At 68.0% G+C, this 11,633-nt stretch carries 15 protein-coding genes; 8 read left to right on the top strand and 7 right to left on the bottom strand.

What is annotated here, in order from left to right; all coding sequences use genetic code 11:
- Positions 1–9 precede the first annotated feature (9 nt).
- Both GKO32_RS30045 and GKO32_RS30040 read left to right on the top strand, forming a co-directional pair.
- Positions 10–210 (top strand): hypothetical protein, encoded by a 201-nt coding sequence (locus GKO32_RS30045; protein ID WP_154760281.1) that lies wholly within the window; start codon positions 10–12, stop codon positions 208–210.
- A complete protein-coding gene (locus tag GKO32_RS30040) occupies positions 210–593 on the top strand; it encodes a type II toxin-antitoxin system death-on-curing family toxin (RefSeq protein WP_312868784.1) in 384 nt (127 codons plus the stop codon). The genes GKO32_RS30045 and GKO32_RS30040 overlap by 1 nt, the downstream gene beginning before the upstream one ends.
- Positions 594–595: 2 nt before the next feature.
- Here the strand turns inward: GKO32_RS30040 and GKO32_RS30035 are convergent, their stop codons facing one another.
- Positions 596–1,945 (bottom strand): WS/DGAT/MGAT family O-acyltransferase, encoded by a 1,350-nt coding sequence (locus GKO32_RS30035; RefSeq protein ID WP_154760280.1) that lies wholly within the window; start codon positions 1,943–1,945, stop codon positions 596–598.
- A 61-nt stretch (positions 1,946–2,006) separates the two neighbouring features.
- Here GKO32_RS30035 and GKO32_RS30030 point away from each other — a divergent pair, with 61 nt between their 5' ends.
- Positions 2,007–2,999 (top strand): glutathione S-transferase family protein, encoded by a 993-nt coding sequence (locus GKO32_RS30030; protein WP_154760279.1) that lies wholly within the window; start codon positions 2,007–2,009, stop codon positions 2,997–2,999.
- A 50-nt stretch (positions 3,000–3,049) separates the two neighbouring features.
- The gene (locus GKO32_RS30025; RefSeq protein WP_312868783.1) at positions 3,050–4,690 is read left to right on the top strand and encodes a thiamine pyrophosphate-binding protein; all 1,641 of its coding nucleotides are present in this window, start codon (positions 3,050–3,052) and stop codon (positions 4,688–4,690) included.
- Between the two features lie 3 nt (positions 4,691–4,693).
- Here the strand turns inward: GKO32_RS30025 and GKO32_RS30020 are convergent, their stop codons facing one another.
- Positions 4,694–5,113 carry a VOC family protein gene (locus GKO32_RS30020; RefSeq protein WP_154760278.1) on the bottom strand — a complete coding sequence of 140 codons (420 nt, stop codon included), beginning with the start codon at positions 5,111–5,113 and terminating at the stop codon, positions 4,694–4,696.
- Between the two features lie 101 nt (positions 5,114–5,214).
- Between GKO32_RS30020 and GKO32_RS30015 the strand changes: the two genes are divergently transcribed.
- Positions 5,215–5,409 (top strand): DUF2795 domain-containing protein, encoded by a 195-nt coding sequence (locus GKO32_RS30015; RefSeq protein ID WP_154760277.1) that lies wholly within the window; start codon positions 5,215–5,217, stop codon positions 5,407–5,409.
- Between the two features lies 1 nt (position 5,410).
- Here the strand turns inward: GKO32_RS30015 and GKO32_RS30010 are convergent, their stop codons facing one another.
- A complete protein-coding gene (locus tag GKO32_RS30010) occupies positions 5,411–6,241 on the bottom strand; it encodes an alpha/beta fold hydrolase (protein WP_154760276.1) in 831 nt (276 codons plus the stop codon).
- Between the two features lie 21 nt (positions 6,242–6,262).
- Positions 6,263–7,093, bottom strand: coding sequence for a PaaX family transcriptional regulator (locus GKO32_RS30005; RefSeq protein ID WP_166459782.1), 831 nt, complete (start codon positions 7,091–7,093; stop codon positions 6,263–6,265).
- 519 nt (positions 7,094–7,612) lie between these two features.
- Between GKO32_RS30005 and GKO32_RS30000 the strand changes: the two genes are divergently transcribed.
- The gene (locus GKO32_RS30000; protein WP_312868781.1) at positions 7,613–8,467 is read left to right on the top strand and encodes a DUF2127 domain-containing protein; all 855 of its coding nucleotides are present in this window, start codon (positions 7,613–7,615) and stop codon (positions 8,465–8,467) included.
- Here the strand turns inward: GKO32_RS30000 and GKO32_RS29995 are convergent.
- The gene (locus tag GKO32_RS29995; RefSeq protein WP_312868779.1) at positions 8,447–9,556 is read right to left on the bottom strand and encodes a DUF1015 family protein; all 1,110 of its coding nucleotides are present in this window, start codon (positions 9,554–9,556) and stop codon (positions 8,447–8,449) included. The genes GKO32_RS30000 and GKO32_RS29995 overlap by 21 nt on opposite strands.
- Positions 9,553–10,269, bottom strand: coding sequence for a dipeptidase PepE (pepE, locus tag GKO32_RS29990; RefSeq protein WP_154760274.1), 717 nt, complete (start codon positions 10,267–10,269; stop codon positions 9,553–9,555). The genes GKO32_RS29995 and pepE overlap by 4 nt, the downstream gene beginning before the upstream one ends.
- A gap of 87 nt (positions 10,270–10,356) precedes the next feature.
- On the opposite strand from pepE, the gene GKO32_RS29985 reads away from it, so the two are divergent.
- Positions 10,357–10,782 carry a TIGR03667 family PPOX class F420-dependent oxidoreductase gene (locus GKO32_RS29985; protein WP_154760273.1) on the top strand — a complete coding sequence of 142 codons (426 nt, stop codon included), beginning with the start codon at positions 10,357–10,359 and terminating at the stop codon, positions 10,780–10,782.
- A 27-nt stretch (positions 10,783–10,809) separates the two neighbouring features.
- On the opposite strand, the gene GKO32_RS29980 is transcribed toward GKO32_RS29985, so the two are convergent.
- Entirely contained in the window at positions 10,810–11,097 is a 288-nt protein-coding gene (locus GKO32_RS29980; protein WP_154760272.1) for a helix-turn-helix domain-containing protein, read from the bottom strand.
- A 66-nt stretch (positions 11,098–11,163) separates the two neighbouring features.
- Between GKO32_RS29980 and GKO32_RS29975 the strand changes: the two genes are divergently transcribed.
- A complete protein-coding gene (locus tag GKO32_RS29975; RefSeq protein ID WP_154760271.1) occupies positions 11,164–11,433 on the top strand; it encodes a GntR family transcriptional regulator in 270 nt (89 codons plus the stop codon).
- Positions 11,434–11,633 lie beyond the last annotated feature (200 nt).

The raw sequence follows: 11,633 nt of genomic DNA, 5'->3' as shown, positions 1-11,633 counted from the left end.
CTTCGGTGTATGACGGCGCTCAACCTGCAGTTCACCGACGAGGAGATGGCTGACCTCCGCTCGACCGCCGAGCGCGAGGGCAGGTCGCTCAAGGCGGTGGCGCATGACGCGGTGGTGTCGGTCGTGTCCTCCCGCAAGCACCTGATCCGCGAGGCCGCGGCCAGGGTCGCCTCGATCAGCGAGGAGCTCAACGAGCGACTGGCGCGGTAGTGCACGAGCCGTACTACCTCGACGTCGAGGATGTCCTGACGGCGACTCGGTACGCGGCAGGCGGTCCGGTCGAAGTGCGCGACTTCGGTCTGCTCGCGGCGGCGGTCGCGCGCCCGTCGGCGACCGTTTTCGGGCAGGACGCCTATCCGGATCTGTTCACGAAAGCCGCGGCCCTGCTGCATTCGCTGGTACGCAACCACGGTCTCGTCGACGGGAACAAGAGGGCCGCGTGGGCCGCGGCGTGGGTGTTCCTCGAGGTCAACGGGGAACGGCTGGGCGCGGGGCTTGATGTGGACGCCGCGGAGAAGCTCGTACTCGCGGCCGCCACGGGTGACGTCGAGGTGCCGGAGATCGCGGCCGGATTGCGTACCTTCGCCGGTTAGCCCTACGCGGTCGCGACTTCGAGCTCCGTCAGCGCGGTGTCGAGGTGCAGCAGCAGCCGTTGCAGGTGGGGGACGCTGCGGCGGCAACCGGTGATGCCGAAATCCAGGTTGTCCCCGTTGCTGGTCAGGGTGATGTTCAGCGCCTGCCCGTCCAGCAGCACCGACGCCGGGTAGATGCCGTCCAGATGCGCGCCGTTCCAGTACATCTCCTTGCGCGGGCCCGGCACGTTCGAGATCACCAGATTGAACGGCGGCCGCGTGCTGGTCACGACACCCGGCACCGTCGAGATGCCCAACTGTGCCACGTTGAGCCCCGACAACAACAGCGTCTGGAGCGGCGTCAGCTCCTTGAAGATCCGCTTCGCATCACGCGTCGACTGGTAGATCGTCATCAACCGCGCCGCCGCGTCGGACTTGTCGGTGCCCAGATTGCACAGCATGGCCCCGATCTGGTTGCCGCTCGACTCGCCTTCCGTCTGCTTGCGCATCGACACCGGCACCATCGCGATCAGCGGCGCATCGGGCAGCGCGCTCTGCTCGATCAGGTAATCGCGCAACGCACCGGCGCACATCGCGAGCACGACGTCGTTGCGTGAAGTCCCTGTTCTCGCCGCGATCGCGCGCACCCGCGACAGCGGCCACGACTGCGCGGCGAACCGCCGGGCCCCGCCGATCGGGACGTTGAACATCGTGCGCGGCGCCTGCATCGGCAACGTCAAGGTGTGCTCGCGGAACGCTTCGTTCGCCACTTTGACCGCGGCCGGCGCGACACTCGCGAGCTGCTGCAACGTTTTCAGCATCGACGGCAGGCCACGGGACGGCCTCGACTGCGACTCCCGCCGTGACCCCCACGGCGGGGGGCACGCGCGATCGTCCGGGTCCTCACTCAACGTCCCCTGCAGATGGCGCAGCGCGGAAACCCCGTCCAGCAACGCGTGATGGATCTTGCTGAACATCGCGAACCGGCCGTCCCGCAGGCCTTCCACGAGATGGATCTCCCACAGCGGGCGATGCCGGTCGAGCAGGGTGCTGTGCCACGCCGACGCCAGCTCCAGCAGCTCACGAATCCGGCCCGGCTGCGGCAGCGCCGAGTGGCGGAAATGGTAGTCGAGATCGATCTCCGACTCCTGCGTCCACGCCAGATAGCCGGCTGTGTTGACCGGACGCGCAGGTCGGCGAAGGAACAACGGCGGGACGTCGTCGGCCTTCAGCAGATCGTCGCGCAACCCGTGCAGGAAATCGTCACCGGCACCATCGGGTTTGCGGAACAGTTGCAGGCCACCCACGTGCATCGGATGTTCCCGGCTTTCGACGAGAAGGAACATCGAGTCGGTGAAGGGCATCAGTGCCATGGGCGGCCGCCTCTCATGCCGGAGTCACGCACAATGCTAGGCGCGTGCCTACGCTGGTGGTATGGCAGATCCAGAGAGTGGGCGGTTTGTCCGGGCACCGAACCACTTCGCCGCACGCATCACCGCGGACGGGCAGGACGGCTGGCCGGCCGAGCCCGGCCGCTACCGGCTCGTGGTGAGCCGGGCCTGCCCATGGGCCAGCCGCGGTCTCGTCGTGCGCCGGTTGCTCGGCCTGGAGCAGACCATTTCGGTCGCCGTCGCCGACCCCATCCAAGACGAGCGCAGCTGGCGGTTCACCCTGGACCCGGACGGCCGGGATCCCGTGCTGGGCATACGTTTCCTCGCCGAGGCATACCACGCGGCCGAGCCGGACTACGACGGCGGCATCAGCGTGCCCGCGGTGGTCGACATCCCGAGCGGGCGGTTGGTCACCAATGACTATCCGCAGATCACGCTCGACTTCTCCACCGAATGGACGCGATATCACCGGCCCGGCGCGCCGGACCTGTATCCGGAAAAGCATCGAGACGAGATCGACGAGGTCAATCGGACGGTGTATCGCGACGTGAACGCGGCGGTGTACGAAGCCGGTTTCGCGTCGAAGCAGCCGGCCTACGACGACGCGTATTCGCGGCTGTTCGTCGAGCTCGACAAATTGTCCGAAAGGCTTTCCCGGCAACGTTTTCTGGTGGGCGATACGATCACCGAGGCTGATATCCGGTTGTTCACCACCCTCGTTCGATTCGACGCCGTGTATCACGGGCATTTCAAATGCAACCGGCACAAGCTGACCGAGCTGCCGGTGCTGTGGGCATATGCTCGTGATCTGTTCCAGACCCCTGGATTCGGTGACACGGTGGACTTCGACCACATCAAGCGCCACTACTACCAGGTGCACGAGAACATCAACCCGACGCGAATCGTGCCGAAAGGTCCAGACCTGTCGAACTGGGCCACGCCGCACGGTCGCGAGTCGCTGGGCGGGCGCCCCTTCGGCGACGGGACGCCGCCGGGGCCGCCGCCTGCCGGCGAGATCCTGCCGCCGCAGTGGTAGCGCGTGTGACCGTGTCCGCCTGCTTTCGGTCGGATTAGTAACCTGGTCGGGTGAACAAGACCGGCGCACAACACCTCGTTGATGTGCTCGCCGAGCTCGGTGCCGATGTCGCGTTCGGCCTGCCCGGTGTGCACAACCTCCCGATCTGGGAAGCCCTGGCAGGCAGCGGAATCCGGCTGATCGGGGTCCGGCACGAGCAGACCGCGGGGTATGCGGCCGACGGGTACGCGCGCGCGACCGGCAAGCTCGGGATCGCCATCGTCACCACCGGCCCTGGCGCCGCGAACACGCTGGGCGCGGTCGGCGAGGCCATGGCCTCGGCCTCGCCGGTGCTGGTGGTGGCCACCGACATCCCGTCCACACTGCGCCGGCCCAACCTGGTCCGTGGTGTGTTGCACGAAACCAGTGATCAGGCGGCGATGTTCGCTCCGGTCACGAAGGCGGCGATCACCGTCGACTCGCCGGCCGAGATCGCGCCGGCGATCGCGCGCGCCGCACGGCTGGCGCGGGAACCGCAGGCCGGACCGGTCTACCTCGGCATCCCTACGGATTTCCTCAGCGCGGAAGCGGAACGCGCACCGGACACCGATCTGACGGAACGGTTCGCCGCGGTCGACATCGGCGACCTGGACTACGCACGCGCCTTGCTCAGCGGCGCGGAGCACCCGGTCATCTGGGCAGGCGGTGGCGCGGTCCGAGCCGAGGCGGGACCGATCATCGGTGAGCTGGCCGAGCGGCTGGCCGCACCGGTGCTCACCACGTTCGCCGCACGCGGACTCGTGCCACCCACGCATCCATGTGCCGCGCCGACGCCGGTGCACGCCCCGGAGGTCGGCGCGCTGTGGGACGAGGCCGACGTGGTGCTCGGCGTCGGCACCGATTTCGACGGGCTGATGACGCAGAACTGGCTGATGCCGAAACCGCCGAAGCTGATCTCCGTCAACATCGACCCGAAGGACGCCGCCAAGAACTACCAGCCGGACGTCACGCTCGTCGGCGACGCGCGTGACGTGGTGAGTCAGCTGGTCACCGGCCTGGCGCCACGCCCCGGGCTGAGCGAACTGTCCGACCGGCTGCGCAACCTCGGGGAGCTCGTGCGCAGGCGAATGCGCGCGGACGAGCCCCAAGCCGCGGATTTCCTTGGCACGCTTGAGGAAACCCTGCCCGACGGCGCGGTCGTCGTGGCCGACATGTGCATCGCCGGGTACTGGGCAGGCGGCTACCTGCGGGCGCGGGCGCCGCGCCGGTTCGCCTACCCTATGGGCTGGGGCACGCTCGGCTTCGGTTTCCCGGCGTCATTGGGCGCGGCGGCCGGCGAGGCCTCTCGCGTGGTGTGCGTGAGTGGCGACGGCGGTTTCCTTTACGGCTGCGGTGATCTGGCCACCCTCGCACAGGAGTCGCTGCCGGTGACGGTGATCATCGTCGACGACGGCGGGTACGGGATGCTGCGGTTCGACCAGGACCGCGCCGGTGTGCCGCACCGTGGTGTGGACCTGCACACGCCGAACTTCGTCGGCCTGGCCAGGTCGTTCGGGGTGCACGCCGACGAGGTCAAGGGCTTCGGCCGCGCCTTCCGCCGGTTGCTGGGGGAGTTCGTGCGCGCCGACGAACCGAATGTGCTGGTGGTGCGAGCGACCATGAAGCCGCCGCTGAACACCTCACCACGGTGGTACCGGGCGATCGGCCGCTGAGGTTCACTGCAGACACAGTTCGTTCCCCTCCGGGTCGGCCATCGTGACCCAGGTGTACGGCCCCTGCTGCCCGCGATGCAGCACAGTCGCGCCCAGCCCGGTGAGCCGCTCGACCTCCGCCTCACGCGCCTCGCCGACCGCGATGTCCAGGTGCACGCGGTTCTTGACCTTCTTCGGCTCGGGTACCAGCTGGAACAGCACCCGCCGCCCGGACTCCGGATGCCGGATCGCCGCGCCCACCTTCCACACGAGGGCTCCGCGATATGTCGTGGTGTCCTCCTCGCGCGCATGCCCTTCGGCGACCATGCGCCGGATGAACTCCTCGTTGCTCGGCTCGACGTCCCAGCCGAGGGCGTCGGCCCACCAATCGGCCAGCTTGTGCGGGCCGGCACTGTCCACAGTGACTTGAAAGTCGTATGCCATGCCGCGACGCTAGCGCGACCCACCGACAATTTCGGGCGCGCTGCGCGAATGGCCGGGATGGGCATGGGTATGCCGGGCCGTGAGTGAGGAAGGCGCACAGCATGGCCGGTAACCCGAATCCGATTCAGATGCAGAAGTTCCTTGCCGGCGTCGACTATCCGGCAAGCCGCGACGACCTCGTGGAGCACGCGAAATCGAAGGGTGCAGACCAGGAGACCCTCGAACACCTCGAGCAAATCCCCGACCGTACCTACGACGGGCCGAATGCGGTGAGCCAGGAGTTCTCGGGTACCTGATTCACCTGCCGGAAAGGTGTTCCAGGAGCATCCCGGTGAGCACCTCCGGCACCTCCTCGGGCACCCAGTGGCTGACGTCTTCGAGCATCTGGAACGAGTACGCGCCGGTGACCCACCGCTCGGTGCCGGTGGCGGCGGTGGACCCGAACGCGACGTCCTCGGTGCTCCACACGTACAGCGTCGGCACCTCGATCTTGCCGATCTGGCCGGCGGGCCGCGACGCGCGATACCAGTTGAGCGCGGCGGTGAGCGCACCCGGCTCGGACAGGCGCTGGATGTACTCGTCGACCCGGCTCGGGCCCACATGCCTGTCGAACATCCGGCGCAGTGCCGCGCCGTTCTCGGCGAGCATCTGGCGTTCCGTGCCGTGAGCACGCCAGGCCTGCAGGTACTGCGAGCGCAACTGCTGGTCCTCGTCGGCATGCAAGGCCTCGCCGAGGGCGCCGGGGTGCGGCGTGGAGACGACGCTCAGCGTCCGCAGCCGGGCGGGGTGCTCGTTCGCCGTCCACCACGCGACCACGCCGCCCCAGTCGTGCCCGACGAGATCGAACTTGCTCCAGCCGAGTTCGTCGGCAATCGCCACCACGTCACCGACGAGTTCGCTGATGCCGTACTCCGCGGCGTTCTCCGGCCGCACGCCCGGCGAGTAGCCACGCTGATCCGGTGCCACCGCGCGGAAACCACGGTCACCGAGCACCGCCACCGTGTAGTCCCAAGCAATCGCCGCCTCCGGGAAGCCGTGTAGCAGCAGGACGGGCCGCCCGTCAGCCGGCCCGGCGGCGATAGCGTCAAAGGACCCGGCCGGGGTGGCAATGCTCAGATGCTCGGTCATGGCCGGAACTCTAACGGGAAGTCAGGCCGCTTCCTCTTCGGTAGTCAAAAGATCCCAGTGTTCTTGCGCGAGCACACGCCATTCGACGTGCTTGCGGTGGAACAACTCGGCTGCCTGGACACCGCTCCAGTTCGCCGGCAGCAGGCTGACCGGCAGTTGCGGGTCGAGGAACGGGAAGCGGCGCCATTCGTGGACCAGCCGCGTCTGGGCGTGCAGCGCCTCGTCGCCGGTCGCCGGCTGCAAGCCGGTGAACTCGTCGATGAATCCCTCGTACCGTTCTTCGAGTGCGGTCAGATCCCAGGCCCGCGAGACCATGGCGTCCTGGTCGCCGATCTGGCCGTACGAAGCCACGAATGACATCGCCTCGCGGTCGAGGCCGAGTTCCCGCACGATGCTCGCGGCCTCGTCCTGCCTGCCGGCGTCGGCGCTGATCCACACCCCGGGTGTCGGCGAGCCGAAACCCGCCCATGTCAACCGGGTGCGCAGGCTGTGCCGCAGATCCCGCTTGGTTTCGGGCACCGACACCAGCAGCATCAGCCACCGGCCGTCCCAGGCGTTGCGGTCTCTGCCGAAACCGTAGATGCGCGCCGCGCCTTCGGTCAGCAGCCTGCGGCCCGGTGCGGTGAGCGACCACCGCACGCGCCTGCCGACGCGTTCGGACACCAGCCAGCCTTCGGCAGCGGTGCGCGCGAGTGCCTGCCTCGCCGACTTCTCCTCGACACCGAATACGGCGAGCACGTCGACGAGCGTCGAGGTCCACACCGGGCGCCCGCGGGGAAGCACGAATTCGCCGAGCAGGGTCGTGAGCAGCGAGCGGGCGCTGGTATGGCTGACTTCGCGTCGCCTGCTCATCCTGGGACGCGCAGCGGCATCCCCCATCAGCCGTCACCTCCCTCGCCGGCGGGGTCAGTTCATCCACGGTATACCGCGGGACCACGGCCGACTGCGGCAGGCTGGCACGTCAGGGCAGGATATGCGTGAATTCTTTGCTGCGCCTCGACAGGAATTCCACGTCGGGGAAATCCTCGGCCCAAGGCTCGTGAATAATCCATTCGTCTCGGGCACACTGGCCGCAAAGCGGCCTGTTGTACATGTCGAGACACCATTCTTCGTGCACAGGTGTCTGTTCACGGGGGACCAGACACGCGAAACACGTGTCTCCGGGGCCGAAATCAGTGCGAGGTGCCATGATTACCATCCGGTTTTACTCGGCTACCTGCAGCATAGGGGCTCCGGGGTGACGGAGCCGATAGTCGTCACCGGAATGTAGCAAACTCTCGATTCGCCTATCGAAACCTCATCGCGTTGCAATTTGCAGAATTAATTTGGCCCACCGCCTCGGCGACGAGCGCCTTGTCCTAATCTGCGACGGTGAGCAGCGAAGAAGAGCTCCTTGCGCCGCCCGGCGCCGGGCCTCGGCGTGGCCGGCTGCACTACGAGTTGCTGGGCTGCGCCCGCGGCGGGCACCACCTCGTCGGCCAGGACGCCGCGCGGATCCGGCCCGAGGACGCGATGGTCGTGCGCGAAGGGGGTGGCCTGCGCTGGCACCGGTGCCTGCGCTGTGACGGCTGGATCCCGTTGCCGCCGCCGGACAAACCCGGCCGCGAGCACGTGCCGGGCCCGGACGAGGTCGACGTGCCGTTGCGCGGCAAGCCACTGCGCGACCGCTATGTCCTGCGGCTCATCGCGCTCGACCGGATCCTGCATTTCGCGGTGCTCGGGGTGCTGGCCGTCGCGATCTTCGCCTTCGTGCACGAGCGGCAGACGCTGAGTGGCCCGTTCTACCGTTTCGTCGACGCGCTGCAGGGCGCGCTCGGTGGGCGCACCGGCCGCACCGGCACCGGCCTGCTCGACGAGGTGACGAAGGCCCTCAACGCCCGTCCCTCCACGTTATGGCTGGTCGGCGCGGTGGTCGCGGGGTACGCGATACTGGAGGGAGTGGAAGCGGTCGGACTGTGGCTGGCGAAGCGCTGGGCGGAGTACCTGACCTTCGTCGCGACCACGGTGCTGCTGGTGCCCGAGATCTACGAGCTGTCGATCCGGGTGAGCGCACTCAAGATCGTCACCCTGCTGATCAACCTCGCGGTCGTCATCTACCTGCTGTTCGCGAAGCGGCTGTTCGGCATCCGCGGTGGCGGTCGCGCCGAGGCACGCGAACGGGCGCTCGACACCGGCTGGCCCGCGCTGGCCAGGGTCCTGCCGGGGTCAAACCTGGGCGATCAGTAGACCACTGCGGGGTTTGGGTGTGAAGTAGGTGCTCTTGCGTGGCATCAGCCGCCGCTGCTCGTGCACCGCCAGCACATCGGCGAGCGGCACCGGGGCCAGTTGCACGATCGCGTCAACGTCCGGACCAGGGTCGTGACCCTCGGGCAGGACCCGGACGTGCGGGCCCTCCGGGTCGAGGCCGAGCGCATCCGCCAGCAGCAGGTCTTCGACGATCCCGTGGTCGAACCAGGGCAGCGGGCCGTCCGGCTCGGGCAGTTCGACCACGAGGCCGCCGGGAACGGTCACCGTGCCCGGATCTTTCGGCGGCTCCGGGTTGTCCACCTCATGCACGGTGAGTCCGGCCCGACGCCAGGCGGCCGTGAGGTCGCCCATGGTCAAACCGGTGCCGGCAATCGACCGGTGAATGGCGCCGATGTGCAGCTGCGGGCCGGCGGTGACGAGCGCCAGCAGGTCCACTCCGGCGGCCCTCGCGGCAGCGACCCGGTGGTTGCCGTCGGCGACCAGCAACGGCCGCTTTCGCACGACGGCAAGCAGTTCGTCCTGCGCCGTGCCCGGGCCGATCAGCCAGAGCCGGTGACCATCCACAGTGGACACAGAGGTGGGGCGTCCCGCAACGGCTTCGGTGGCGGCGGCGCTCAGCTGGTCACCAACGCCGGCCGGCACCAGCATGGCGGCGCTGGTCGCGCGGCCGAGCCCGGTCAGCCTGGCCGCGTGCTCGCGCACGAGGTCCGGGTAGACCTGCTCGCTATGCCGTACCTGATCGCCGACCGCGGCCGGGTCGATCAGGCACAGCACGCCGATCGCCCGCCCCGCCACTTCGTAGACCGCGACCACGTCAGACACCTGGCGGTAGGACGTGGAAAGGAGCCGGTCCAGCATGTGTCGCGCGTCGGGAAGCATCTCGGTGAGGGACCGGCCGCCTGCCCCGGGTGTGCGGTGCGGATGCTGCACGGCCAGCAGACTGGGGCCCGACGCCCGTGCCAGGGCGGCCGTGATCTCCGCCGGCTCGCCGAACCGGTCCACGTCCGGACGGGACATCGGGTCGTTGACCACCCAAGCGGTCTCGAGCGCATGCGCCCAACCGGTCACCGGTAGCGGCCCATGGTTTCGAGCAGCGCGCTGAGATCGGTGCCGGAGCTGATTTCTTCGGGCTTGGCGCCACGCCGGAACAGGCGTGCGCCGGCGGCGTCACCGCCGAGGGTGAGCGTGGCATCCTCCCGGCGCAGCCAGGTGCCTTCCCGCATGCCGAGTACGGGCACGTCGTTCTCCTCGAGAAACTCTTCGATCCGTTCCTCGCGAGTCTCGCCCATATGCGTGTCGCCGTCGACCGGGTCGAGGTAGTGCGGGTTGATCTGGAACGGCACCAATCCGGTCGCTTCGAACGTCGTCGGCTGGACGATCGGCATATCGTTGGTCGTCCGGATCGAGGGGCAGGCGACGTTCGTGCCCGCACTCGATCCAATGTAGACGGTCCCGTGCGTGACCCGGTCCCGGATCGGGGCCAGCAGTTCGCGTGCGTAGAGCTCGCGCAGCAGGCGGAAAGTGTTGCCACCGCCCACGAACACCGCCTGCGCGGAATTGAACAGCTTGATCGGATCGTCCTGATGTGCGCCGAGCACTTCGACCCCGTACGGTTCGAGCGCGGCCGCGACGTGCGCGGTGTAGCCGCCGTGATCGGCGAGCGCGAACGGCACGAACAGCACTCGCCGGACTCCGGTGAGCAGGTCCGTCAGCGCATCCGCGGCGTGTTCGAGATACCGCCTGCCCGGGGCGGTCGAGTTTGACAGCAACAGCAGGCGCATCAGGCATGACTATCACGGACGCTCGGGCAGGGGTGAGCGGAGTGAGTGTGACCACAACGGGTTGCGGTCGGTGGCTAGCCTGGACATATGACTGCGCTTCCTGATCCGGGAACTCCGTTCGGTGCCCAGGTGCGGGCCCGGCTCGACAGCGAGATGATCATCTGGTTCGCCACCGTGGGCGCGGACGGCACTCCCCAGCCGAATCCCGTCTGGTTCCTCTGGCAGGACGGTGCGCTGCTGGTTTTCAACCGGCCCAACGCCAAGCGGTTGTCCCATATCGAGCAACGACCGCAGGTGTCGCTGCACTTCAACAGCGACAAGGGTGGCGGGTCCGTCGTCGTGTTCACGGGGATGGCGAAGCGGATCGAGAATCACCCGAAGCCACAGGAAGTTCCGGAGTATGTGGCGAAATACGGCGAAGCGATGAAGCGGATCGCCGGCGATGTGACGTCATTCGGCGAGGCTTACCCGATCGCGGTGCGGATCGAGGTCGAGCGAGTGCGCGGCTTCTGAGGCCTTCACCGGGGGAGGCGTGTCGCCTCAGCGATCGTCGAGCAGGTCCGCCGGATGCGTGCCGAGTGCGTCGGCGATCCGGAAAAGGCTGTCGAGCGTGATGTTGCGCGGTGGCCGCTTCTGCGGGTCTTCCTTGCGCTTCGGCTGATCGAGCCGGGACCGCTCGAGCTCCGCGACGACCGAGCGTGACACGCCCGCGCGGTCGGCCAGGTCTTCCTGGCTCAGGTCCTGGTCGCGGCGGATCTTCCGAATCCGGCTCGCGAGCGCGCGCAACCGCGAATCGAGCCCGTCGTCTCCCACTTCCTCGTCGCTCATCAGATCATGAGCTTAACCCTCGTGTCCGGCGCGACAGATTGTTCTCTTCGTGATACTTTTTGTCCTATGGAAATTGATCGCGAAGCCCCCGGTTATCTCTACGAGGCGCTGGCCAAGCTGCTCGCCGCCCAGATCGAATCGGGCGAGCTGTCCCCGAACACGCCGCTCCCCGCCGAAGGGCAGCTCGCCCGCAAGTACGGTGTCTCGCTCGGCACCGCCCGCCACGCGACGCGGCTCCTTCGCCAGCGCGGTTTGGTGGTCACCGTGAAATCGAAGGGAACCTACGTCGCACAACGGGATCGCGAGCCGCCCATCTGCTTATGGAGTGCGGCCTAGCTTGAGTTTTAACCTGTTCGGCGTGGTCGGGGGGTGACCGGTTTGGCTTTCGTGGTCGTGGTCGCGGTGACGATGTGCACGTCGTGGCGGTCGGCGGGTTGCAGGTTGCGGCGTCCGGCTGGTCGGCCGGGGCCGGGTCGGGAGGGTTTCGGTGCACTGGCTGGACAGCCGGCCTGTGGGCGCAGGTTCCGAAACCCGCG

Source organism: Amycolatopsis pithecellobii (assembly GCF_009707865.1).
Taxonomy (GTDB): domain Bacteria; phylum Actinomycetota; class Actinomycetes; order Mycobacteriales; family Pseudonocardiaceae; genus Amycolatopsis_E; species Amycolatopsis_E pithecellobii.
The sequence above is the reverse complement of the archived record's forward strand: the minus strand, read 5'-3'. Positions and strand labels throughout refer to the sequence as shown.

Coding starts and splice junctions, on each gene's coding strand:
- GKO32_RS30020 (WP_154760278.1), bottom strand. CDS start 5,113: ATGGCATACGACTTTCAAGTCACTGTGGACAGTGCCGGCCCGCACAAG.
- GKO32_RS29985 (WP_154760273.1), top strand. CDS start 10,357: ATGACTGCGCTTCCTGATCCGGGAACTCCGTTCGGTGCCCAGGTGCGG.
- GKO32_RS29980 (WP_154760272.1), bottom strand. CDS start 11,097: ATGAGCGACGAGGAAGTGGGAGACGACGGGCTCGATTCGCGGTTGCGC.
- pepE (WP_154760274.1), bottom strand. CDS start 10,269: ATGCGCCTGCTGTTGCTGTCAAACTCGACCGCCCCGGGCAGGCGGTAT.
- GKO32_RS29975 (WP_154760271.1), top strand. CDS start 11,164: ATGGAAATTGATCGCGAAGCCCCCGGTTATCTCTACGAGGCGCTGGCC.
- GKO32_RS30010 (WP_154760276.1), bottom strand. CDS start 6,241: ATGACCGAGCATCTGAGCATTGCCACCCCGGCCGGGTCCTTTGACGCT.
- GKO32_RS30045 (WP_154760281.1), top strand. CDS start 10: ATGACGGCGCTCAACCTGCAGTTCACCGACGAGGAGATGGCTGACCTC.
- GKO32_RS30030 (WP_154760279.1), top strand. CDS start 2,007: ATGGCAGATCCAGAGAGTGGGCGGTTTGTCCGGGCACCGAACCACTTC.
- GKO32_RS30035 (WP_154760280.1), bottom strand. CDS start 1,945: ATGGCACTGATGCCCTTCACCGACTCGATGTTCCTTCTCGTCGAAAGC.
- GKO32_RS30005 (WP_166459782.1), bottom strand. CDS start 7,093: ATGAGCAGGCGACGCGAAGTCAGCCATACCAGCGCCCGCTCGCTGCTC.
- GKO32_RS30015 (WP_154760277.1), top strand. CDS start 5,215: ATGGCCGGTAACCCGAATCCGATTCAGATGCAGAAGTTCCTTGCCGGC.